Genomic DNA, 22,568 nt, shown 5'->3' on the forward strand with positions numbered 1-22,568 from the left:
CGGAAAGATAAAAACCTTGCGTCTGAAAATAAAGGCAGATTGCTTTAATAAAAAAATGTAATGGAAATCCTCAAACTACACCTAAAACCTGAACTTTTAACGGAACATAAAACCAATAGGCTTTACCAGCAGTGGCAGGCTTTGCTGGACAGTCTTGAGGAGAAAAAAATATCCATCAAGACCACCGAAATCATTAATCAGGAAATTGAAGCCATCAACTCTACTTCCCTAAGGGACAAATCCTTACAGAATTTATTAAAAGTAAAGCAAACGTTTATCCTTGGGCTTCTTGAAAAGGATGAAAAGCTGGTCCCGAAAAACCATTACCGGAACAGATGGCTGGCTGTAGGGTTGGCCGCATTCGGAATTTCCGCTGGGTATGATCTTCGGGCTTTAGCCCAATGTCATTAAGTTAAGGTCTTATAGATTTTTTTTATAGTTTTTAGTGACCTTTGGTTTCGCTCTGACTCTGTATTTTAAAATATTCCTTTTAAAGGATCTTTTGGGTCTGACGGGGATCATATGAGAAGCAAAAAGAATTTTAAGCTCTGCCACTATATCCTCTTTTTTTACATTGCTAAAGAGCAAATTCAAAATTCTGTTTTTCATCAAGCTGTAAGAAAGGGAAGTATTGACTTTGTACCGGTACTTCTTTTTCGTATCAACTTCATTAAGCTCCTGTTCGAGTTCTCTGACAATAAGGGTCTGTATATTGCTTACAAGCAAAGTAGAATAGAAATCCTGTAAGATGCTGTTGTTTGAGTAACCGGAAAATTCCTCCAGGTGAAGCTTGTTTTTGATTTCATCAAAATAGGTTTCTATGCCCCAGCGTTCAAAATATAGGGCTTTGAAAATCTCCGAAGGATAACAAGCCTCATCTAAAAGAGAGGTTGCAAGAACTTCGATGGTGCCATTATCCAGTACGACACGCAACAATCTTACCTTAAAAGTATAGTCTCTACCATAATCTTTTCCTGACAGATCTACGTTGGGAGAAGGCTTAAAGTCTGTTATCATACTGGATATTCCGCTTTTGACGAAATCTTTTATGGTTTGGTTCAAACCTACTTTTACGCGCATAAGGTAGTTAAAATTTCTTTTGTGATGCTGATAAAAGAAATCAAATGAAGCAAAACCACGGTCATATAGCAGCAGATCATTATGGCAACAATGAGCCAACAGCTCAAGAGCCTGTAAACGTTCATCAGTATCTATAGAAGAAAGTACCCCTTTTAAACAGATTTTATTGATTGTATCATACAGTACGCAGGCTTTGGCCTGTACGCAGGTATGAGAAGTCTGGTTTTTGGATACACCATAAATCTCTTCCAGCTCTCGGGTTTGAGGTAGATTAATTCTCGAACCATCAATAGCCAACAGACGAAGACCATTGAATTTGGTCTGTACTGCAGAATTATCTGTATAGAATTCTTCCACAAGCCGCTTGTTCAGATGAATAAAAACCTCGGGCTTTATCTTTTTTCTGTTCTGTACGTATGCACTTTTTGTAAAAGTATTCTGTGTCTGGCCCAAAGATCTTATATAGTGAATGAAATTTACAATCTCACAGGACAGGCTTTTGGTAATGAAGTTGAGCATAAACAAAAGCGTATTTGAAAAGCTCAACTTCCTTTTGCGGGTGAAATCTCTGCTACTCATCCTGTATTCATTACAAATAGCCACGCTGTGGATTTCCTCCTCCAATGATAATAAAATATCTGAAACATTTTTTTTGCATAATAAGAAAATGAAAGATTAAATCTCAAATTTAGCAAAAACATAACACTAAAAAATACTAACTTAATGACATTGGGCTTTCGCTTGGGAATATGGGATTCATCGGAATCGGGCTTCCCATTGGGATGAGCATCGGGATTGCGGTTGGAACTTTAATGGACAAAAAAGCACAGACAGAAGGCAGACAGCTTGATGTGGAAATTAAATATTAAACAAAAGAATTATGAAGAAGATAATAGGCACTGCTCTTTTACTAGCAGGCTTAATGACTTATGGCCAGACCAAAGAAGACTCTGTACAATTTGCCAAAATTTCCACGGAAATACTGAATAATGGAAAAGCCTATACGGAATTAAAGGATTTAACCAAAAATATCGGCCATCGGCTCAGCGGTTCGGAAGCTTACGAAAAGGCCGTTCAATGGGCAGCGCAAAAGCTCCGTGATGCCGGCGCCGACAAAGTATGGCTTCAGGAAGTGATGGTGCCGGTCTGGGAAAGAGGAAAAGAATCTTTACAGATCAAAACCTCATCAGGAAAATGGACGAGCCTTAAGATGCTTTCTTTGGGTAATTCTGAAGGAACGGACGGAAAAGATGTTTCGGGAGAGATCATCATGGTGCGATCGATGGAAGAATACGACAAGCTTCCACCGGAACAGGTAAAGGATAAGATTGTCTTCTTCAACTATCATTTCAGCCAGTCGTATGTTGAAACCTTCAGAGGTTACAGCGATGCGGCAAAATACAGAACGACGGCCGCTTCTTTAACGGCCAAAAAAGGAGGAAAATTTGCCATCATCCGTTCGCTTTCCTCGGCTTTTGATAATGTTCCGCATACCGGAGCCATGCGTTACAGTGGCGATCAAAAAATTCCTGCCGTGGCAATCGGGAGCTCAACAGCCGACGAATTGGCTGAACTTTTACAATCACAGAAAGTAACTGCCAAACTAAATTCCAATTGTGGCATGAAAGGCGAAAGGCTGTCCCACTCTGTTATCGGAGAAATTACCGGTAAAAAAGACAAAAGCATCATCGTAGTCGGTGGTCACCTCGATTCCTGGGATGTGGGAGAAGGTGCTCATGACGACGGAGCCGGAATTGTCCAGAGCATCGAGGTATTACGTACTTTTAAAAAATTAGGATTTCAGAACAACCATACCATCCGAGTAGTTTGTTTTGCCAATGAAGAGAATGGCGTAAAAGGCGGCATTCAGTATGGAAAAATAGCCAAAGAAAACAGCGAAAAACATCTTTTTGCTATAGAAACGGATGCCGGTGGTTTTACGCCAAGAGGGATTTCCCTGGAAATGGATCATAATAAGAGAAAGCAGATCCAAAGTTGGGCAAGCCTGTTCTTACCGTATGGAATTTATGATTTTAAAAACACCTATTCCGGGACGGATCTTTATCCGCTTCATGATATGGGCGTTCCGACGGCAGAATTAGTTCCCGATTCGCAGCGTTATTTCGATATCCATCATACGGAAGAAGATACTTTTGAAAAAGTGAACCGGAGAGAATTGCTGCTTGGAGCGAGTACTTTGACGCAGATAATTTATATGATTGACCGAAATTGGTAAGGCTGGATAATGGAAATTTAAACCATACCGGAAATTATTATAAAGTAAATATATCGCTTTTCAGAACTCGGATTTTACCGATTGCTGAAGGTGATTTTAAAATTAAAAAGTTTATTGAACCAGGTTCAATAAACTTTTTTTTATCCATAAGATTGTATAACGGGTTAGGACAAATAACTTTTAACAGTAATTGTTATAAAAAGCATTTAAATAATCCCGTCTGCAAATTTTTTAGAATTTATACGCTACGAAACGGTCGATGGCCAATCCGCCAGGAATAGACTGATATGGCGGGTGTTCTGCCGTACCACCCCATCGCTGAAGTTTTGTAGCAATTGTTCCGTTGTTGGCAGGCTGCCCCGGAATCGGTTTAATGGTAACAAAAATATCCTGCGGACCGGTTGTTACAATAAAGAAAGTATTGTTGATCGTAAATCCTCCCATTCCTGAAGTTACAGAATTGTATAAAGTGTTCCAGGTACCTGGTACTGCTCCTACAGCATTGGCAAGGTTGGGTTCGTTATTGATCTCGCCTCGGGTAATTAAGTATTCCACTTGTGCAGGAATCGATACGGTATTGTCAAAACCGAAATCCGCGTTCAGAAATACCAGATAGGTACCGGCTGAAGGAAGCGAAAGCCTGGCTACCGAACTATAACGGTTGGTAGGAATCGAATTGTTGGTAGCAGCCTGGGAATTATTAATCAGCCAGGTCCCTTCTACATTACTTGAAAATGCCATGGTTCTCCATGTTCCTACGCCGTTCGCATCACTGGTCAGAACTTTTCCTTCTCCCTGGGTTCCGTCTACAATTTTTACCGCTCCTGCATTATTTCCATTGTTTACATCCAGTTTGGTAGCTGGGCTGTTGGTTCCGATACCTACCCTATCATTAACCGCATCAACGTTAAAAGTACTGTTGTCTACAGTAAAATGACTCGTTCCGCTGGTTGCTGAAGAGGTAAAAGCCATGGTATTGGTGCCTTGGGAAACCGTACGGTTGGAGGTAAGTGTTCCGTTATCTTTATACAGATCGCTACCTGCGCCTACTTTTTGCCAAAGATTCCCGTCGAAGAAGTAATACCCGGCAGCCGTAATATTTACACGCTGTGAAGCTACATCCCCACCTGTGATATCACTGACATAGATAATCGTTCCGGCCTGATCTGTCCCGTAAACGCTGTTTCCTTTCGCCGTAAGTTCTGCTCTGGTAAGACGAGGAGCCTGAAGTCCGTCTGCATCAGTACTGCCAAGTTTAGCGGCAATATCAAGTGTTGTTTTGGGAGTAGAAGTGTTAATTCCGACACGTCCCTGCTGGGCATTTGCATTTCCTGCAAAAAACATCATAGAAAGAGTGATTCCAAAAATGAATCTGTTTTTCATAATTATTGTTTATAAGGGTTCCTAATTTATGGGTGCAAATATAATTATATTTAAATATTTTTCATTCATAATTAAATATAATTTAATGAAAATTTATTTTAACCGCTGGAAATGTAATTATTATATACTTTAAAACCATATTATTAAAATAAATGTAATTATTAAATCATATTTATTTCATAGACAATTGTCAAAGAAAATATTAGTAACCTCTTGATTGTGAATGTCTGAATTTATATTTACATAGAAATTTTAGCACTCTAATAAAGTAAATTTGCCTTGCAGTGTAGATAAAACCTGAAAGAATCTTGGAAATGCTCTATTTGTTCGGAATTTTTTTATTGAAGGCTGTATTACAGTATTTGAATAATTTAATTCAAATACGCTTTCCTGTCCAGTGTAAACTCCATTACTTTCCCGTCCCTCTTTACTTTTACCGCAATGGTCTGCTGGTCTCTCTCCACCCGATTGATGAAATAGTGGCAGGCTGTTTCACCATCGAGATGGTCCAGCCTTACATTGTTGATGCTGATAATGGAATCTCCGATCTTTAAAGGAAAATTATCATGCTGAAAAATAAAAGCGACAACCGGCTTCTGATCTACAAAACGGTAGGTGAAACCAAATGATTCGAGTTTCGGAGGAGTATTCCGTACGGACTTCAGATAAATTTTGTTGTTCTTCCAGTCAAGAATAAAGGAAAAATCTCTCAGGAATTCATTTCCCATCAGGTCCGAAGTACCGGTAGATATCATTTCATTATGGAAAATCTTATTGCCCAGTGCAAGAGAATCAATCCTGAAAATTGTTCCCGCCACCGGCTTTGCAGCCCCAAATGCTCCAGTTGAACGGGTTCCGAACGTCTCTATTTTATGGGTAACTTTTGAAGGGTCAAAGTTTTTTTCCATAATTTCAAACCTGCCCGAAAATCCGGTATCGAAAGTAACCTCTATATTTTTACCGAAAACCGGGGTTGTCACCACAGGTGTTTTCTGAGGCTTCGGATCAAAAGGGAGAATAATCGGGTAATCTTTAAGATTGAAATAGGAAAGTTCGCGGGTTGTTTCCAGTGAATTTTCACCATAATTAATTCTCCAGAACAGTTTAGCCATCTGGTTGGCCCCGATGATCCCGTCTACTTTGAGACAACCAAGTTCTGCGGAATTAAGGTCTAGGACAATAGCTCCGATATTTTTGAAAACTACCTGATCCACGGTCATCTCGGGAAGTTCCGTAAAAACCTGCTGTTGTTTATTGTTATTGGAATCTCCTACAGATCGTTTATATTTCTTCTTCAGTTTCAGCTCGTTATATATTGCTGTAGAAATTACAGTCGGTGCCCCGGAATCGAAAAGAAAATTATAAAATTTGCCACTAATGTTTACCTGTACAAAAGGTAGATTGTTCTCGAATCTAAGGTTGATCTTTTCGACAGGATGCTGAAGCTGTACCTCTCCTTTTAAAAAAAATTTCTTAGTCTGTGAAGAAACATGAATCATTGAAAATACGAAAAGCGAGTACAGAACTTTTTTCATTGATATATTTTATACGAAAGTAAGGCTTTATACGGGAAAAGAAAAAATTCCTCCTGATAAATCGCGGTAAGATTTTTGTATATACTTTTTAAAGCTTAATTCTTCGATTTTTTAAAACGCCTATGCAGACAATGAGATTGAACAAAAAAATAATTCCTGATCGCATGATATTTTCATAAATAATTTTTCAATAATGTAATTAATTTGTATACAATATTTTACACCAGTAATTCTTTTTTCAAAGCAATATATTAAGTAAATTAATTTACCATTTTTACGACTTAAGAACAAGATTTTATTGCATTTTTAAGGAGTTTTTATACCTTTGTTAGAAGAAAAGTTTGCAACAATGAAAACAATTTATTTTTTTGTATTATTCTGCTTTCTTTTTGTTCAAAATGCCACATACGGCCAGGTAGGGATTAACACGACCTCTCCGGATTCTTCGGCAGTACTCGATCTGGTTGCCAAAAATAACAATAAAGGATTGCTCATTCCTCGTATTCCTCTTACAGGTCCGTCCGATATTTTAACCGTTCCGAATCCGGCAATGAGTTTATTGGTCTACAATACGACGACCAATGCTTCCATCTCACCGGGATTCTATTACTGGAACGGCACTTCGTGGATGAAGCTTGGTGATAAACGGGATGCACTTTCCCACGGAACCAACGATCCTGCCGCCAGTTCCTTGCATCATGCCGGTGATGTTTATGTGAATACAACTACCGGAATGATATTTACCTATAACGGAACCAACTGGATTTCGCAGATGTCCGGATCAGGCTTTTTAACGACTAAAATTATAGCGACGGAAGGCCAGCTGAATTTCACTACGCCCTGGAGTGTGACTGCCGATCGTACCAAAGTCTATCGAAACGGTGTAAATATCGATTTTACGGTTTCAGGTAGCAGCACCATTATTTTAGAGACCGAAGCCAAGTGCTTTGCCAACGATGAAATTAAAATTTTCAAATTCTTATAAACAAAAACAAAATTTGCTAAAAACATGAAAAACCTTAATCTATTGAAGAAATCAGCAGCCATAGCGGCTTTCGCTATCGGCACTGGATTTGTGAGTGCCCAATCTACGGCCACTTCTACCAATGTAAACAAAGCAACGGGAGCTGTAAGGCTGATCGACAACAAAGGAACCATTAAATATCTGCAGGCCAACAACGGTATTACTGCGATCACTTCCACTACGGCAGGAAACACGACGACGACGACGTGGCAGCTGGGAGGAACTCTGCTGGACGATACTTATATCGATGTAAACGGTAAAAAGTTCGCTCTCGACAAGCTTAAATTTGCTACCGGTTCCGCATCTACCAATGCTACGGATGCGAGTGTGCACGGTGGATCCGGTACAGGCTGGACGGTCCTTGTGCGTGACGAAGCAACCGGTGAAGTGAAGAAAATGATGGCTGCAGACCTCTTGCAGGTACAATCCGGAGAAGAGACGGTTTCCGTACCGTCGGACGCTTCCAATGCAACAACTTATACGGTAACAGGACCGCTGCCTACCAATATCAAAAATATTTCCGTTTACAGAAACGGAGCCAAGCTGATTGCCAGCACCGATTACGAAGTTCCTACAGCCACTTCTATCAAACTGAAGCCAAGCTCAAGCACCCCTTCCGACTGGTCATTGCACACAGGAGATGTAATAGAAATACAGTGGATTAAATAAAACAAAATGAATAAAGGGCACTTGAGCTATAAGTGCCCGTTTTATTTTTCACTGTATGAAAAAATTATTACTTTCTATTTTCGCTATTTTATTTGCTGCAGCTATTCCGGCACAAACCGTTAGGGTGATCGATAACAAAGGAACGGTAAAGCTGGTAGACCAATCCAAATGGCAGCAAAATGGCAACAACATTACCAACCGGAATTCCGGAAATGTAGGGATCGGCACTCCCACTCCTTCAGCAAAACTCGAGATCAATACCGGAACTACACCCGGAGCCATCAAAATTGTCGACGGTACTCAGGGACTTAATAAAATATTGGTAAGTGATGCGAACGGCGTTGGGACGTGGCAGCAAAATGCCTCCATGGAAACCACGGTATTGGGCGTTTTTCCCAATCCTTCATCAAATGTCTATTCGAATGGTAACGGCGTAAAATATACCGGCGTATACATTGACCTGAAGAAAGGAAAGTGGGTGGTGAACGGAGGACTGACGATCAGATGTAATATTAGCTATAAAAATACAAAATTCTGGCTTCATGCTTATTTGTCGACTTCCCAAACCGCTGTGGAGCAAAACGGATTTACCCACTTAGGTCCCGCAGGCAATGCCACCTGCTATGCCGGAAACATTATTGTATATCCGGGAGGAGACGACGACGACAAGCTTAGCTTTATTTCAGGAAGCTCCGTAATCAATGTTACCAGCAATACGCTGAGAATTTATTTGTTGCTGGAAAACAGACCCAACAACTACTGGCAATACCAAAGCTTTTTTTTTGAAAATTACTTTAATGCGAATCCGATTAATTAAAGTAGCGGCTGTAAGTATTTTTATTTAAAAACTGAAGGTTAAATAAGATTAATTCAACCTTCAGCTTTTTTATTTTAGAGAATATTATCGACTCTAAAAGTTGCAATTTTTTACTATGATATTTTATTTGCTTTTTAATGCGATTACTGGTATAGAGTATATGATATTTTTCTTTTTAATTATTTTTACATGAAAAATGAATTTTCCGCTGCATAAATCTTAAAGAAATTTTATTCTAATCTATTTAATTTATACTTTATCTCATTAATAAATTCGCCTGTTAAATTTCTAGTTCCTTTTAAACTAAAAATAAATTCTTCTAATTGTTTATTTAATATTCTTTTAGATTTATTTAAATTTCCTTGTAATGGGGGAAAAGTTTTAATAACTTCATGAAATCCAACAATACCATCTATCGCGCCAGGCATTGTATTATATAATGCTTCTGTAGATTCTAAAGTTGATAATAAGTTTTCTCTATACATTTCATTATCCATATAATCCATGCTATTTATATATTTTAAGCCAAAATCAATAGCACTTCTAAAATTATTATAAAATATATCATTTTCAAGTTTTAGTCGATCAGAATAGTCATCCATTGATCTGGCAATTCTTTTAAACAGCTCAATAATTATAAATTTATTTGGATTTGGATATTTATTAATTCTCTCTATCTCTTCTGTTTTCTTACTAAAATCATGACCGATGATTTTTGTACTGTCACTAATATTTAACAATGCTTTAGTCCCATTTGAAAGTAAATTTTCAAACTCAATTAAATAATCGAATAAGCCTAAATCTTCTTCTAATACCTCATCATTATTTTTCAAATTATTAATATTTAATTGTTGATCCTGAATTGAAACAATATTTTCTTTAGATTTTAAATCATCTATTCTTTGTGGAAGGTGCATCCTTAATTTTGTTTTTAATTCATCTAAATCATTAAATGAGCCATATAATACATTATTATCATTTAATATTTCTTTAAACTTGTTTATTTTAGATAATTCTTCTACGTTAATTTCACTCAAGCTAAGTGGAGATTTATTTTTAAAATAAAATAAGATTTGAATATTTTCTTTATTTTCAAATCTCTTAATTGCATTCAAAAATTCTTCTTCTGTCCCAGAATTTGCCACATTTGTTTTTGTTCCGAATTTTTGCCATAAAAGTCCAATGAAAATATCATATTCGTTTCCAACATCCTTGTTTATTAAGTCTTGAGTATATGTTTCAGAAACTCCTGGTGCACTGTGAGTTTCCCATTTGATTAATTCAATAATCAAATTATTTCTATTCCCGTAAGTACGGTTCAATTCATTAATGACATTCTCAATTCCGAATCTTTCCTCTTCTAAATCACTTGGTGAGCCAAGAAATACGTTATACTTTGTAATGTTTTTTGCCATTCTATTTTTTTTAAATATATAAATCTACAATTATAGCTCATTACGGCTATCCGTATTTTCACTGAAAATCAACAAAAAAGCCACCCTTTCGGGCGGCTTCAATATCAAAAAAGACAGCTTCTAAATTTTATCCAAAATCTTTTTCGGCAATACTTTTACCAGCTGGGATTTGTACTCTTTTTCGAGAATAACAAACTTCCAGGTTTTACGGTCCGGGGAAATGGCGCAGGCTCTCATGCGGGCGTTGATAAGATAAGCTCCTTCTGCAGCAAGGTATTGGACATTATTCTTACCATATTTCTGAATAACAGCTGCCCCGATTTTCTTTTTCATATCATCGTTCATTGAACTGACATTGCACTTCAGGGTAAAAAAGTAAGGCACCACAGCAAAATATTCATTGCCGATCTTCTCCGGCTTTTCAACAGCGCCGAACTTCAGATTGCTCATATCAATCTTCATGAAAGGGTTGTTTTAAGTCATCGTTAGGATCTGGGTCATCTGTTCTTTGGGAATAACCGTGAAAAACTTTGGGTAAATGTAATTCACGCCCTGTTCTATTTTCTTTTCTTTAATGCTGTTGATAAAACCGGTAAGCGATTTTTTGATAGCGGCATCATCAGGATTGGCTTTGCTTTGGGCAAAAGCTACAAGGGACAACATGGTAAACAGGAGAATAAATGTTTTGGTTTTCATTTTAACAATTTCAAATTTCATATGGCTCAATACGTCGCGGGAACGCGCAGATCGTTACGTCACTTTTCTATGGGATAAGAGTTTTTCAGAAAAGATCAGGCGAATTAATAGAACAAAAAAAAGCCGTCCTTTCGGACAGCTTTCAGTATTGTATTCGGATCGATTATTTTACTTTTACCAGCTCAACATCGAAAACCAGCCATGCGTTTGGCGGGATCACGCCTCCTGCTCCTCTTTCTCCGTAGCCCATTGCCGGCGGAATCAATAAGGTTGCGGTTTCTCCTTCTTTCAACAAAAGAATTCCTTCATCCCATCCTTTGATTACTCTTCCCATTCCGATTGGAATTTCAATAGGCTCATTTCTTTTGAATGAAGAGTCGAACTCGGTTCCGTCAACCAGCTTTCCTGCGTAGTGTACGGAAACGTTATCACCTGCTTTCGGCGCTTTTCCATCCGTTGTTTTGGTGATTTTATAATAAAGTCCGGATTCGGTTTTCTGCATTCCAGCTTTCAGGTTTTCTACCATTTTTTCCTGGTTAGCTTTAAATTCTTCCTCCTTTCTCTTTTTTTCAGCTTCTTCTTTTGCAGCAGCAGCTTTATTGTTCTCAGCGATTTTTGCTTTCCCTTCAGTAAAAGTTTTTGCAGGATCGTAGTTTTTGTACTCATCGCCTTTACTGAAAATAGAAACTTTTTCCAAAACAATATCCGTCTTAGGTTTGTCCTGAGGTCCTTTTTCAACATTTGCGATCGTATCGATTACATCTTCTCCTTTTACCACTTTTCCGAAAATCGTGTGTCTTCCATCTAACCAAGGTGTCGCCACTTCAGTGATGAAGAACTGCGAACCGTTGGTATTCGGTCCGGAATTCGCCATAGAAAGGATTCCTTTTCCGGTATGCTTCAGGTCGTTTTTCTCATCTTCGAATTTATATCCCGGATCTCCCATTCCCGTTCCCTGAGGATCTCCCCCCTGGATCATGAAATCCTTGATTACGCGGTGGAAAATAGTTCCGTCATAATAAGGAACTCCTTTTGCTTTTGCTTTGTTGTCGATTTTCCCTTCTGCAAGTCCGATAAAGTTAGCTACCGTTACAGGGGCTTTTTTGTCTTCAAACTTTACAATCATATTACCTTTTGTGGTCTGAAGATTTGCGTAAAGTCCGTCATTAAGACTTTCGTAAGTTTCTTTGTCTACGTTCATTTTTTTATAAATTGGTGTACAACTCATCAGCGAAACACTCGCCGCTGCCAGAATTATATTTTTGTTAAACAATTTCATGGATTATAATGCTTTTAATTTTATGATTAAAGGAATATCATTATCGATTTTTTTCTCATCGCCATACGTTCCGTACGCCAGGGCCGAAGGAACCAAGAGGGTCACTTCCTCACCGTCATGGATAAAACGCAGCGCATCCTCTACTGCCTTCAGTTCATCAAAATGTCCGAATTTGGCATCTCTCCTTTCAATCGGCTGATCGTAGATTTTGGTCTGGTCGAAATCATAAAGGTTATAAGAATAGGAAATCAGGGTATTGTCCTGCCTTCTCTGCCTTTGATCGAATCCCTGGGCATCCGTCCAGTAATTAAGCTGGGTCGGATAGAACTTTACCTGCTGGCTGCCGATCCAATCCTGGATCTGCGACCTTTCCAGTGCGTTCAGGTTTTTCATCCTGTTTCTGGAAACCTCCAGATCATTCTTGCTGAGGACACCGCCTACAGGAGGATGGGTCTGCGCATTTTTGCTGCAGCTCAGTAAACCCAATACCGATATGAAGAGTATTTTTTTCATAAACTTTTGCGAAAATACACATTTCGGGAATCATTAACAAAACTTGTCCCTAAAGTTTAGCGATTTTCACTGTCACTACTGAAAAACAAAAAGCCGGAAAAAATTCCGGCTTTAAGCTTATTCTTATTTCAGATTATACTGTTTCCAATACGTGGTCTACTTTCACTCTCCATCCGAAAGGATCTTCTGCCAGATTGGTCTGAAGGTCAACCAGATCATTTTTAAGGAGAACTGCGAAACTTTCTTCGTCCGATAATCTCGGTAATTCCAGTTTCTCACCATTGTATCCTAAAGCCTGGAAAACGGTAGTTACCACTGCGGTTCCAACGCCCCAAACTTCTTTAAGGGTTCCGTTTTTCTGAGCTTCAATAACGTCTTTTACTTTAATCGGCTCTACCTTCACTTCGATGCCTCTCTTATTAGCAAGCTGGATAAAGCTGTCTCTCGTAACCCCATCAAGGATTTTTTCAGAGGTTGGCGGAGTGTAAATCGTGTCATTGATTCTTACAAAAACATTCATGGTTCCGCTCTCTTCAAAATATTCGTGGGTAGCATCATCCGTCCAGATAATCTGCTCATATCCTTCTTCGATCGCCAGCTGGGTCGGGTAAAAAGAAGCCGCGTAGTTTCCTGCTGCTTTAGCCGAACCTACTCCACCGCTTGCCGCTCTGGAATAATGATCCGAGATTTTTACGGAAACAGGTTCTGTATAATACATTTTAGCAGGTGTTGCTACGATGGCAAACATATATTTATTGGATACCCTTGCTTTCAATGCTTCTTCCGTTGCAAAGATCAGCGGTCTGATATATAACGACATTCCTTCTCCGTAAGGGATCCAGTCTCTGTCTGCATCTACCAATGCTTTCAGCCCGTCCAGGAACATTTCTTCCGTTACTTCAGGCATCGCAAGACGTTTCGCCGATTTGTTGATACGTTCAAAATTCTTTTCAGGCCTGAAAAGGAAAACCTGTCCGTCTTTGTCTTTATAGGCTTTCATACCTTCAAAACAAGCCTGTCCGTAGTTTACCCCCATCATCGCAGGAGTAAATTGTAAAGGACCATAAGGAACCAATTTTACATCACCCCACTTCCCGTCTTCGTACTCACAGATGATCATATGATCGATGAATGTGTTTCCGAATGAAAAGTTGTTAGGGTCGAATGTAGAAATTCGGGAGTTTTCAGTTTTTTGAATTATCATTTCTAAAATTTTTTATGAGGTTCTACAAATTTAATATAATTTTCTAAATATAAAAATTTTAGAGTAAATTTGTAAAAAAATAGCTTGAAACGAGAAATTAAGACTACCAACGACGGCAGCAAGACACTATATATCAACGAATTAAATGAAAACTATCATTCACACCATGGTGCATTACAGGAAGCCGAACACGTGTTTATTAAAAATGGATTAAATTTAATAAATGATTACGAAATTAATATTTTAGAACTCGGTTTTGGAACAGGTTTGAATGTTTTGGTAACAATTAATGAATATTTAAAAACTGACAAAAGTCATATCATCAACTATTTTACTCTTGAAAAGTATCCTATAAATACATCAGAAATTGACGATTTGGCGTATTTTGAGCTTTTTGATAACCCGGAATTTAAAAATATTTATCAGAAAATTCATCTTGCAGACTGGGAAAAGTCAACCGAAATCATTAATGGTTTCAATCTAAAAAAGATCGAATGCGACTTTTTCGAGCTGAAAAACATAGACTTACCCAAAATAAACCTCGTGTACTACGATTGCTTTGGGGCAAGGGTTCAGCCGGATCTTTGGGAAAAACCTCTCTTTGAAATGGTTTCTGACAAAATGGCGGTTAACGGTTTGTTAACAACCTATTCTTCCAAAGGCAGCGTCCGAAGGATCCTCCAGGAGCTGAATTTTCAGGTGGAGAAAAAACAGGGCCCTCCGGGTAAGAGGGAGATGATTAATGCGGTAAAGTTATAGAATGGAGGCTGGATGATGGAAGCCGGAAGTATACGGCTGTCTGCTTATCATCTGAGATTTATATATTCAAATGTTTACTGGTAAATAAAAGAAGATCATCAGGCATATCCTAAAGTACATAGTTTACTTTCAAAGCAAATACTATATTAATAATCCTCGTTTATTCATTTAAAATCTCTGTGAGTAGCAAATTAATAGATAAAAATACCATCAATAGAAATGGGCTTTAGCCCATTTAATACAGATTTAATATTAGATTGGCTTTAACCGAAAGTTATTAGAGACTTCAGTTAAAGCCAGTTTTCGATAGCAATCATCAAAAATAGACTTTCCCGCTCAATATAAAATTTTTGATCAATATCATGATGCCTTTACTATCGTCACAGCAGAACCTTCAACTTCCTCCCATCCCCATTTCGCCCGTTTCATCTAAAATTCCTACATTAGCCCTACAAATTATTAGATATGATAGACAAGATCAACATCAGGGTATATGCCTGTGCGGTGAAGGATAAAAAAGTATTGACTTTGTTTGAAGAATATGCCGGTGAACCTTTGATGAAGTTTCCGGGCGGCGGACTGGAATTTGGCGAAGGATTAATAGAATGCCTGCATCGTGAATTCGATGAAGAGCTGAATGTAAAAATAGAAATCGTAGAACATTTTTATACGCAGGAAGGTTTTCTGGTATCGCGCTTCAGGGAAAACGAACAGCTGCTGACCATTTATTATATCGTTAATATCATCAATGAACAGGATTTCCTAATCCTCGATCCGTGTATCGAAAGAACGGAATGGGTGGATATTGACAGACCAGACAATCCGTTCCCGCTACCGGTAGATCAAATTGTTTTCGATAAGTTAAAAGAAAAATTCCTGTAAGTACTTACAGGAATTTTTATATTTTTATTATCTATCTTGATACTCTAAAGGTATTGGCCCCCGGATAAGGCTGAAGGTAGCCGGAATTCCAGTTAGACTGAAGCAGTGATTCCAAATATTCATCGGTACGGTTGCGATGCGGATCATATTGGTCTTTTAAATCGATATCAGCCATTTTACCTTTCACATTCCACCAGAATGCACTCCACCCTCCTCTTAATTCTTTAATGATTTCGTAAACATTCTTCCCGGTTGCCCTGTTCATTAATTTGGCAAATACCTGTCCTTCGGTTGTCGTCAGATCCCTCAGTTGCTTTTCATATTGGTCTGCCAGGATATTTTGTCGGTCTCGGATGTATTTTCTTTTGGATTTATCATCCAAATTGTTCATTTCACCCTGGATATCGCGGTATTGCTGCAAAGCGGTTAAAAACAGCGGATATACCCGGTAAAGCTTTTTATTGAGGAAGTAATAGTAGTTTCTGTCCAGCTGGTTATTGAATCTCGGTTTGTTGAGCAAAACCAACTCATCCATTACCACTACTGTCTCCCCGTTGATTTCATAAATCTTTGCCTTTTGCCGCTCATCATAAAAATATTTATTTCCGAATTCGTCTGTTTTCAACAATTCCTGAGGATACTGGCTTAACGGTTTTGCAATGACAGAATCTTTCTGACCGAAAATGCTTACCCCAAAAAAGAAAAGGAAAAGACAAATAATCTTACTAAATTTCATTATTTTTACACTTATTAGAACAAAAATTGAACGCAAAAATCATTCCTTTTTATGAAATTTGAAAAGAAATCTTTGAAATTTTTAGAGAAATATTTAAACACTTCATCACCAACTGGATACGAACATGAAGGGCAGAAAATCTGGATGGATTATATCCGCCCTTACGTTGATAAAGTGGAAGTGGACCACTACGGTACCTGCTACGGAATCATTAATCCTAAAGCGGAATTCAAAGTGGTTATCGAAGCACATGCAGATGAGATTTCATGGTATGTAAATTATATTACGGATGACGGCCTGATCTACGTGATCCGGAACGGAGGTTCAGACCAGACGATCGCCCCTTCCAAAGTCGTTCATATTCATGGTGAAAAAGGAATTGTAAAAGGCGTTTTCGGATGGCCGGCAATCCATACGAGAACCAACCAGAATGAGCCGACCCCGAAAATTGAAAATATCTTCATCGACTGCGGGGCTACCTCTAAACAGGAGGTGGAAGATATGGGAATTTATGTAGGCTGCATGATTACCTATCCTGATGAATTTTTTGAGATGAACGACCGTTACTTTGTCTGCCGGGCATTGGATAACCGAATCGGAGGATTTATGATTGCAGAAGTGGCAAGGCTTTTAAAGGAAAATAAAAAAACAATCCCGTTCGGTCTTTACATCACCAATTCCGTACAAGAAGAAGTCGGATTGTATGGTGCGGATATGATCGCCGATACCATAAAACCGAACATTGCAATTGTTACCGATGTTACACATGACACCACTACCCCGATGATCGAGAAGAAAAAAGAAGGCGACCAGAAATGCGGAGCAGGACCGGTGGTTTTCTTCGCTCCAAGTGTGCACCACACCATCCGTGAACTGATTATCCAGACCGCAAAATCGAAGAACATTCCGTTCCAGCGGGCAGCAGCCAGCCGGGCTACAGGAACCGATACGGATGCTTTCGCCCATTCAAATGGCGGTGTACCGAGTGCGCTGATTTCTTTACCTTTGCGGTATATGCACACCACGGTGGAAATGGTTGCCAAGGAAGATGTACGCAATGTGATCCAACTTATTTATGAAACGGTTCTGGAGATCAAACCGGAAATGAAGCTGAAATACCACTAAGAATATAATTGATAATTAATGATTGATGATTGATAAAATGATGGATGGTATGGATGTGTGGAATATCGATCTTTTATATTTAATTTAAAATAAACGATAAAAATAAAAATGAAAACGAAGCTTATTGCTCCTTCTCTTTTGGCGGCAGATTTTGGGAACCTGCAGCGTGATATTGAGATGCTGAACCATTCCCAGGCCGACTGGATCCACGTGGATGTAATGGACGGAAGATTTGTTCCGAATATTTCATTCGGCTTTCCGATGATGAAAACCGTTCAGCAGCACGCTAAGAAATTTGTAGATGTCCACCTGATGATTGTTGAACCTGAAAAATATGTTGAAGAATTTATCAACCAGGGCGCAGATCTGGTTTCGGTACATTACGAAGCCTGTACCCATCTTCATCGTACGATTCACCATATTCAGAACCTCGGAGCAAAGGCAGGAGTGGTTTTGAACCCTTCCACTCCGGTTCTTATGCTGGAAGATATTATTGCAGATGTAGATCTCGTTCTTTTAATGAGCGTTAATCCGGGATTCGGCGGTCAGAAATTCATTGAAAATACGTACAAAAAGATTGCGGAAACCAAAGATCTGATCCTGACCAATAATTCTACAGCCCTGATTGAAGTGGACGGCGGCGTGAATATCGACAATGCAGCCAAGCTATTTGAAGCCGGAGCTGATGTATTGGTAGCTGGTAATGCCGTGTTTTCAGCAGAAAGTCCGGAACGTACTATTGAATTGATGAAGATTTAAAATTATTCTGGAAATAATTCTATACAAAAAGGCAGTTCGGAGAGAACTGCCTTCTTCTTTGTGAAAATTTGAGCCTATAATGGTTATTAGTTTTAGAAAACTTTAATGCTTAAATTTTCCTTTTGTTCTAATGCTGATGTAAAGATGAGAATTAATCCGCAGAAACATATCCGTATAAATACTGAAAATGAATTTACGTATTTCTACGTAGTACCACATTTAAATAAAATCTTTAACTTAAAGCTCTTATTCAACAAGCGGGGATAAACAACTGTAATACAGGGAATATTTGTATACATATAAAATTAATCCATCATATAAAAACAAAAAATCCGGAGAATAATTCTCCGGATTTTTTTATGCGTAAGTAAATCTTCTTAGAAAATTTCTCTTCCTGAAAAATGGAATTGTGCTTCGATAAGCGCGTTCTCATCAGAATCTGAACCGTGAACGGCATTTTCTCCGATGCTTCTTGCAAACATTTTTCTGATGGTACCTTCTGCAGCTTCCGCAGGGTTGGTAGAACCGATCAATGTTCTGAAATCTTCAACTGCATTTTCTTTTTCAAGAACTGCCGCTACGATTGGTCCTGAACTCATGAAATCAACCAATTCTCCGTAGAATGGTCTTTCAGCGTGTACTTCATAGAATTTTTTTGCATCAGCTACCGTAAGCTGGGTAAGCTTTAATGCTTTAATTTTAAAACCTCCTTCTGCGATTTTACCTAATATAGCACCGATATGTCCGTCCGCAACTGCATCAGGCTTAATCATAGTGAATGTAATGTTAGACATAAATGTATATTTTTTTAATGGCGCAAAAATACAAAAAAATCCTGTCTTTTTAATTTTAAAAATTTTTTAACATAAATATAACATTTGTTAAGAAATTACGAACGAATCTTTGGCACAGAAATTGTTACTACTATTACGATTCTCATGTTTAATTTGAGTTTTCATGGTTATTAGTTTTTACCCAGCTTCGGCTGGGTTTTTTATTGCGCAAAATCCCCAAATTTACCACCTAACCTTAAGATTTCGAAATAATTAAACAGCAGTTTAACAAATTCAGCTATATTATTTCACATTTAAAGAAGATAGAAAACGGAAAATGGTGAACTTAATAAATAATGATATGAAAGAGACAGAAAGTAGGATAATATCGATATTATCAGAAAATATAGAGTGATATCTTGCCTGGATATCTAATTCTGTAAAAAAGATGTTCCATCAGTGACAGAACTTTCAATAATAAAGTATAGATTATTTCTGAGAAGCCTCTTCCGCTTCTTCCATTAGTTTGATGTAAGTAGCATATCGGGAATGCTGTATTTCTCCCGTTTCCAGCCCTTCGATAACCGCGCATTTCGGCTCATTGATATGAAGGCAATTGTGGTATTTGCATTCTTCCCTTTTCTTAAATATTTCCGGGAAATAATGCTGCACTTCTTCTTTCTCGATATCGATCATAGCAAACTCACGTACCCCGGGGGTATCGATAACGTTGCCGCCAAAATCCCAAAAGTGCATCTGTGCAAAAGTAGTGGTATGTTTTCCTTTTAAATGCGTGTCGGAAATTTCTGAAGTTTTTAAGTTAAGTCCGGGCTGTAATGCATTGACCAAAGTAGATTTTCCGCAGCCGGAATGTCCGAAAAACACAGAGGTTTTATCCTGGAGAAGTGCTTTCAGCTGATCGAGATGCAATCCTGAATAAGAAGAAATTTCCAGAGAACCGTATCCGATTTCATTATAGAGAAACTCCATATCCTTTACGATTTCTATTTCCTCTTCATCCAGAACATCCATTTTATTGAAAAGAATCAGGGGAGAAATATTGTAGGCTTCGCAGCACGCCAGAAACCGGTCTAGAAAGCCAAGAGAGGTCTCGGGATGCTTCAGAGTAAAGATGAAGCACGCGAGATCAATATTAGAAGCAATAATGTGCGCTTCTTTTGAAAGGTTAACGGATTTTCTGATGAGGTAATTCGTGCGCGGTTCTATCTTCGTGATCCATGCAATATCGTCTTGCTCCAGCTGAAATTCCACAAAATCCCCTACAGCAAGCGGATTGGTAAGCCGGGTTTTAATCAGTTTAAATTTCCCGCGGATTCTCGCCTCGAAAATTTTTCCGGTTTCCATTTCCAAAACCTGATACCAGCTTCCTGTAGATTTAATGATTTTTCCTTTCATATTCTAAGATGATGCAAATATAAGGAATTCGGTTCAGGTTTGGGAGTAAGAGTGTCTGAGAGTTGGAGAATATTCATTTTGTGTATACTTTTAAAGTATTTAATCTGATATTCCCGAACTCTCCTACCCTCAAACCTTTTTACCTGTTGATCATAATACTGTTCTGCACCTCAATGGATTCTTCATGAATGGCTTTGAATACCTTTTCAATGAATTCCTGCGACATGCCTGTTTCCACCGCTTTCTGATTAGCATATTCGGTAATTACTTTCCAACGGTCCGGCTGGAAGATCGCAATATCATTCTCCTTTTTAAGTTTTCCGATTTTTTCCGAAATCCTCATTCTTTGAGATAGGAGTTCAATCAATTGGAAATCAATATCTGAAATCAAGGTCCGGTGTCTTCCCATATCCCCTTCGAAACCTTCAAACCCGGAATTTCTCATTTTTAAATTCCCGATCAGTTCGGCCAGGACTTCCGGTGTAATCTGCTGGGAAGCATCACTCCACGCTTCATCCGGATTACAGTGGGTTTCGATAATGGCTCCCTGGTACCCGACGTTTAGAGCTTCCTGGGTAATATCTGCAAGGCCGGTCCTGTTTCCACAGATGTGCGAAGGATCGATCAGCATCGGAATATTTGGAAACTGGCTCTTGAAATCCAAAGCGATCTGCCAGTTCGGATTATTTCTGTATTTTGTTTTTTGATAGGTCGAAAAGCCTCTGTGGATCACCCCTAAGTTTTTAATATCCTGGCCAACCAGACGCTCCAGCGCACCGATCCACAAAGCAAGATCCGGATTTACCGGATTTTTCACCAAAACGGGTTTGTCAGTTCCTCTTAAAGCCATCGCAATTTCCTGTACGGTGAACGGATTAACCGTAGAACGGGCTCCGATCCAGAGAATATCCACATCCGCTTCCAGCGCGGCAAAAACATGGTGTGCATTGGCCACTTCCGTTGCGGTCTTGAAGCCATATTCTTCTTTCACTTTTTTCAGCCAGTTGAGTCCGATTACGCCTACTCCTTCAAATCCGTTTGGTTTTGTCCGTGGTTTCCAGATTCCTGCTCGGAAAATCGGAACATTGGCATTGGTTTCCCGTATTCTTTTTGCGGTTTCCAGCATCTGGGCTTCACTTTCTGCACTGCAGGGTCCTGCGATCATGATGGGTTGCGAAAACGCATCGGTCCAGTTGCTTTTTAATTCTTTTAAATCCATTATTCTTACTTATTTTTTTGTTTTATATTGAGTACATAGCAGAAAAGCATCATAAAATTACTTTATAATTCTTTTCAAAAAACTGCCGTTAAAAAAATTTTTATTAAAGGAAAAAGGAATTGAAGAAATCAATATCCTGTTTATTTTTTGGAAAGAAATTCAGTTAGCAATACCAATAATAAAATCGATAATAGTTTCTGAAATTTCTAAAATAGGTAAACAAAAAACCAAAATCACCGCTAAAAAAATAATTAGCGGGTGCGAAAAAAGACTGGTATGGATTGGATAATTTTTCCATTGGAAATCGTCTGTTCCGGGCTTTTGTTTATTATTCGTATTCGTCTGAAAAATAATTTTCGCGATCAAATACCTGACAAATATATAAAATTTATTTAAATATTGATTTTTGATCAGATATTTTTTCATGCAACCTGTGAAAAATCAACTGTTGATTTAAGTAAGATCAAATCTCATCAGGTCATCAAGATCTTTCAGGAGCGGGTTTTTCTCGGCAAACTTTTCAAAAATTTTTCTTTTGGTCATTACTTCGATCTTAAGATTTTCAGTATCTCTTTTGTAAATTATTTCAATTGAAAAGTTGTGGACCTTGGTTTTAAAGTGATTAAAAAATTCCCGGCTCACCTTATCGAATTCCACTTTTGCAGAATCTGAAGGGAATAATACCGTAATCTGATTTTCACCGGACTTCAGCAGCTTAAAGGTTTTAATGGCATTGAATACAAAAGTGTCTTTCCGCTGAAGCTGTTTCAGCAAAAGGCTCCATTCTGCCTGGAGATCGGTCTCGGTAAAATGATTCTGGGGAAGGTTTTCCGTTTTTTCAACAACCGTATCTTCTTCTACAACGGTTTCTTCTTTATTTAGAAAAGCACTGATGCTGAATCCGGAAGAAACTACCTGTTTGGTAAGAGGTTTGGTCGTCTTCTTGATTTCGGTTTCCTGAGGTTTGTCAACATTAGCAGGTTTTGCAGGTGCCGTTTCCGTTTTTGCTTCTCTTACTTCCTGAATTTCGGGAGTTTTTACTTCCACG

23 protein-coding genes are annotated in these 22,568 nt (G+C 38.5%); 9 read left to right on the forward strand and 14 right to left on the reverse strand.

Features of this window, described 5'->3' with window-relative positions; all coding sequences use genetic code 11:
• Positions 1–60 precede the first annotated feature (60 nt).
• A complete protein-coding gene (locus QE422_RS13175; RefSeq protein WP_307459129.1) occupies positions 61–411 on the forward strand; it encodes a hypothetical protein in 351 nt (116 codons plus the stop codon).
• A gap of 9 nt (positions 412–420) precedes the next feature.
• Here the strand turns inward: QE422_RS13175 and QE422_RS13180 are convergent, their stop codons facing one another.
• Entirely contained in the window at positions 421–1,659 is a 1,239-nt protein-coding gene (locus QE422_RS13180; RefSeq protein ID WP_307454373.1) for an IS4 family transposase, read from the reverse strand.
• A 301-nt stretch (positions 1,660–1,960) separates the two neighbouring features.
• Between QE422_RS13180 and QE422_RS13185 the strand changes: the two genes are divergently transcribed.
• On the forward strand, positions 1,961–3,316 hold the full coding sequence (locus tag QE422_RS13185) for a M20/M25/M40 family metallo-hydrolase (RefSeq protein WP_307459132.1): 1,356 nt from the start codon (positions 1,961–1,963) through the stop codon (positions 3,314–3,316).
• 231 nt (positions 3,317–3,547) lie between these two features.
• On the opposite strand, the gene QE422_RS13190 is transcribed toward QE422_RS13185, so the two are convergent.
• Both QE422_RS13190 and QE422_RS13195 read right to left on the reverse strand, forming a co-directional pair.
• Positions 3,548–4,699 carry a hypothetical protein gene (locus QE422_RS13190; protein WP_307459133.1) on the reverse strand — a complete coding sequence of 384 codons (1,152 nt, stop codon included), beginning with the start codon at positions 4,697–4,699 and terminating at the stop codon, positions 3,548–3,550.
• Positions 4,700–5,070: 371 nt separating this feature from the next.
• A complete protein-coding gene (locus QE422_RS13195; RefSeq protein ID WP_307459136.1) occupies positions 5,071–6,234 on the reverse strand; it encodes a retropepsin-like aspartic protease in 1,164 nt (387 codons plus the stop codon).
• 349 nt (positions 6,235–6,583) lie between these two features.
• Here QE422_RS13195 and QE422_RS13200 point away from each other — a divergent pair, with 349 nt between their 5' ends.
• Genes QE422_RS13200 through QE422_RS13210 form a run of 3 tightly spaced genes read left to right on the forward strand, consistent with a single transcriptional unit; the run spans position 6,584 to position 8,744 of the window.
• A complete protein-coding gene (locus QE422_RS13200; protein WP_307459138.1) occupies positions 6,584–7,219 on the forward strand; it encodes a hypothetical protein in 636 nt (211 codons plus the stop codon).
• A gap of 24 nt (positions 7,220–7,243) precedes the next feature.
• The gene (locus tag QE422_RS13205; RefSeq protein WP_307459141.1) at positions 7,244–7,927 is read left to right on the forward strand and encodes a hypothetical protein; all 684 of its coding nucleotides are present in this window, start codon (positions 7,244–7,246) and stop codon (positions 7,925–7,927) included.
• Between the two features lie 55 nt (positions 7,928–7,982).
• Entirely contained in the window at positions 7,983–8,744 is a 762-nt protein-coding gene (locus tag QE422_RS13210) for a hypothetical protein (protein WP_307459142.1), read from the forward strand.
• A 230-nt stretch (positions 8,745–8,974) separates the two neighbouring features.
• Here QE422_RS13210 and QE422_RS13215 read toward each other — a convergent pair whose 3' ends face one another.
• The 6 genes from QE422_RS13215 to QE422_RS13240 all read right to left on the reverse strand — a co-directional run bounded on the left by QE422_RS13215 (position 8,975) and on the right by QE422_RS13240 (position 13,851).
• The gene (locus QE422_RS13215) at positions 8,975–10,159 is read right to left on the reverse strand and encodes a hypothetical protein (RefSeq protein WP_307459144.1); all 1,185 of its coding nucleotides are present in this window, start codon (positions 10,157–10,159) and stop codon (positions 8,975–8,977) included.
• A gap of 120 nt (positions 10,160–10,279) precedes the next feature.
• On the reverse strand, positions 10,280–10,621 hold the full coding sequence (locus QE422_RS13220) for a hypothetical protein (RefSeq protein ID WP_307459147.1): 342 nt from the start codon (positions 10,619–10,621) through the stop codon (positions 10,280–10,282).
• 12 nt (positions 10,622–10,633) lie between these two features.
• The gene (locus tag QE422_RS13225) at positions 10,634–10,855 is read right to left on the reverse strand and encodes a hypothetical protein (protein ID WP_307459150.1); all 222 of its coding nucleotides are present in this window, start codon (positions 10,853–10,855) and stop codon (positions 10,634–10,636) included.
• 163 nt (positions 10,856–11,018) lie between these two features.
• Positions 11,019–12,056: a peptidylprolyl isomerase gene (locus QE422_RS13230; protein WP_307459152.1), complete on the reverse strand. Its 1,038-nt coding sequence runs from the start codon at positions 12,054–12,056 to the stop codon at positions 11,019–11,021.
• Between the two features lie 81 nt (positions 12,057–12,137).
• On the reverse strand, positions 12,138–12,647 hold the full coding sequence (locus QE422_RS13235) for an FKBP-type peptidyl-prolyl cis-trans isomerase (RefSeq protein WP_307459154.1): 510 nt from the start codon (positions 12,645–12,647) through the stop codon (positions 12,138–12,140).
• Between the two features lie 133 nt (positions 12,648–12,780).
• On the reverse strand, positions 12,781–13,851 hold the full coding sequence (locus QE422_RS13240) for a branched-chain amino acid aminotransferase (RefSeq protein ID WP_307459156.1): 1,071 nt from the start codon (positions 13,849–13,851) through the stop codon (positions 12,781–12,783).
• Between the two features lie 84 nt (positions 13,852–13,935).
• On the opposite strand from QE422_RS13240, the gene mnmD reads away from it, so the two are divergent.
• Positions 13,936–14,610 (forward strand): tRNA (5-methylaminomethyl-2-thiouridine)(34)-methyltransferase MnmD, encoded by a 675-nt coding sequence (gene mnmD, locus QE422_RS13245; protein ID WP_307459159.1) that lies wholly within the window; start codon positions 13,936–13,938, stop codon positions 14,608–14,610.
• Between the two features lie 465 nt (positions 14,611–15,075).
• Positions 15,076–15,492 (forward strand): NUDIX domain-containing protein, encoded by a 417-nt coding sequence (locus QE422_RS13250; RefSeq protein ID WP_307459162.1) that lies wholly within the window; start codon positions 15,076–15,078, stop codon positions 15,490–15,492.
• 31 nt (positions 15,493–15,523) lie between these two features.
• Here QE422_RS13250 and QE422_RS13255 read toward each other — a convergent pair whose 3' ends face one another.
• The gene (locus QE422_RS13255) at positions 15,524–16,228 is read right to left on the reverse strand and encodes a DUF4294 domain-containing protein (protein WP_307459165.1); all 705 of its coding nucleotides are present in this window, start codon (positions 16,226–16,228) and stop codon (positions 15,524–15,526) included.
• A gap of 51 nt (positions 16,229–16,279) precedes the next feature.
• Between QE422_RS13255 and QE422_RS13260 the strand changes: the two genes are divergently transcribed.
• Both QE422_RS13260 and rpe read left to right on the forward strand, forming a co-directional pair.
• Entirely contained in the window at positions 16,280–17,353 is a 1,074-nt protein-coding gene (locus tag QE422_RS13260) for a M28 family peptidase (protein WP_307459167.1), read from the forward strand.
• 108 nt (positions 17,354–17,461) lie between these two features.
• Positions 17,462–18,112, forward strand: a complete 651-nt coding sequence (rpe, locus tag QE422_RS13265; RefSeq protein ID WP_307459170.1) for a ribulose-phosphate 3-epimerase — start codon at positions 17,462–17,464, stop codon at positions 18,110–18,112.
• A gap of 377 nt (positions 18,113–18,489) precedes the next feature.
• Here rpe and QE422_RS13270 read toward each other — a convergent pair whose 3' ends face one another.
• From QE422_RS13270 to QE422_RS13285, 4 genes are all read right to left on the reverse strand, one after another.
• A complete protein-coding gene (locus QE422_RS13270) occupies positions 18,490–18,906 on the reverse strand; it encodes a nucleoside-diphosphate kinase (protein ID WP_089741181.1) in 417 nt (138 codons plus the stop codon).
• A gap of 468 nt (positions 18,907–19,374) precedes the next feature.
• The gene (rsgA, locus tag QE422_RS13275; RefSeq protein WP_307459178.1) at positions 19,375–20,301 is read right to left on the reverse strand and encodes a ribosome small subunit-dependent GTPase A; all 927 of its coding nucleotides are present in this window, start codon (positions 20,299–20,301) and stop codon (positions 19,375–19,377) included.
• Between the two features lie 139 nt (positions 20,302–20,440).
• A complete protein-coding gene (locus QE422_RS13280) occupies positions 20,441–21,520 on the reverse strand; it encodes a chorismate mutase (protein ID WP_307459180.1) in 1,080 nt (359 codons plus the stop codon).
• Between the two features lie 453 nt (positions 21,521–21,973).
• On the reverse strand, positions 21,974–22,567 hold the full coding sequence (locus QE422_RS13285; RefSeq protein WP_307459183.1) for a hypothetical protein: 594 nt from the start codon (positions 22,565–22,567) through the stop codon (positions 21,974–21,976).
• Between the last annotated feature and the right edge of the window lies 1 nt (position 22,568).

Source organism: Chryseobacterium sp. SORGH_AS_0447 (genome assembly GCF_030818695.1).
In the GTDB taxonomy this organism is placed as follows: Bacteria; Bacteroidota; Bacteroidia; order Flavobacteriales; family Weeksellaceae; genus Chryseobacterium.

Excerpts from the sequence above, each read along its gene's own strand:
- QE422_RS13260 (WP_307459167.1), top strand. The coding sequence starts at position 16,280 with ATGAAATTTGAAAAGAAATCTTTGAAATTTTTAGAGAAATATTTAAAC.
- QE422_RS13220 (WP_307459147.1), bottom strand. The coding sequence starts at position 10,621 with ATGAAGATTGATATGAGCAATCTGAAGTTCGGCGCTGTTGAAAAGCCG.
- QE422_RS13280 (WP_307459180.1), bottom strand. The coding sequence starts at position 21,520 with ATGGATTTAAAAGAATTAAAAAGCAACTGGACCGATGCGTTTTCGCAA.
- rpe (WP_307459170.1), top strand. The coding sequence starts at position 17,462 with ATGAAAACGAAGCTTATTGCTCCTTCTCTTTTGGCGGCAGATTTTGGG.
- QE422_RS13235 (WP_307459154.1), bottom strand. The coding sequence starts at position 12,647 with ATGAAAAAAATACTCTTCATATCGGTATTGGGTTTACTGAGCTGCAGC.
- QE422_RS13180 (WP_307454373.1), bottom strand. The coding sequence starts at position 1,659 with ATGAGTAGCAGAGATTTCACCCGCAAAAGGAAGTTGAGCTTTTCAAAT.
- QE422_RS13255 (WP_307459165.1), bottom strand. The coding sequence starts at position 16,228 with ATGAAATTTAGTAAGATTATTTGTCTTTTCCTTTTCTTTTTTGGGGTA.
- QE422_RS13200 (WP_307459138.1), top strand. The coding sequence starts at position 6,584 with ATGAAAACAATTTATTTTTTTGTATTATTCTGCTTTCTTTTTGTTCAA.
- QE422_RS13175 (WP_307459129.1), top strand. The coding sequence starts at position 61 with ATGGAAATCCTCAAACTACACCTAAAACCTGAACTTTTAACGGAACAT.
- QE422_RS13250 (WP_307459162.1), top strand. The coding sequence starts at position 15,076 with ATGATAGACAAGATCAACATCAGGGTATATGCCTGTGCGGTGAAGGAT.
- QE422_RS13190 (WP_307459133.1), bottom strand. The coding sequence starts at position 4,699 with ATGAAAAACAGATTCATTTTTGGAATCACTCTTTCTATGATGTTTTTT.
- QE422_RS13230 (WP_307459152.1), bottom strand. The coding sequence starts at position 12,056 with ATGAACGTAGACAAAGAAACTTACGAAAGTCTTAATGACGGACTTTAC.
- rsgA (WP_307459178.1), bottom strand. The coding sequence starts at position 20,301 with ATGAAAGGAAAAATCATTAAATCTACAGGAAGCTGGTATCAGGTTTTG.
- QE422_RS13225 (WP_307459150.1), bottom strand. The coding sequence starts at position 10,855 with ATGAAAACCAAAACATTTATTCTCCTGTTTACCATGTTGTCCCTTGTA.
- QE422_RS13205 (WP_307459141.1), top strand. The coding sequence starts at position 7,244 with ATGAAAAACCTTAATCTATTGAAGAAATCAGCAGCCATAGCGGCTTTC.
- QE422_RS13195 (WP_307459136.1), bottom strand. The coding sequence starts at position 6,234 with ATGAAAAAAGTTCTGTACTCGCTTTTCGTATTTTCAATGATTCATGTT.
- QE422_RS13270 (WP_089741181.1), bottom strand. The coding sequence starts at position 18,906 with ATGTCTAACATTACATTCACTATGATTAAGCCTGATGCAGTTGCGGAC.
- QE422_RS13185 (WP_307459132.1), top strand. The coding sequence starts at position 1,961 with ATGAAGAAGATAATAGGCACTGCTCTTTTACTAGCAGGCTTAATGACT.
- QE422_RS13240 (WP_307459156.1), bottom strand. The coding sequence starts at position 13,851 with ATGATAATTCAAAAAACTGAAAACTCCCGAATTTCTACATTCGACCCT.
- QE422_RS13210 (WP_307459142.1), top strand. The coding sequence starts at position 7,983 with ATGAAAAAATTATTACTTTCTATTTTCGCTATTTTATTTGCTGCAGCT.
- QE422_RS13215 (WP_307459144.1), bottom strand. The coding sequence starts at position 10,159 with ATGGCAAAAAACATTACAAAGTATAACGTATTTCTTGGCTCACCAAGT.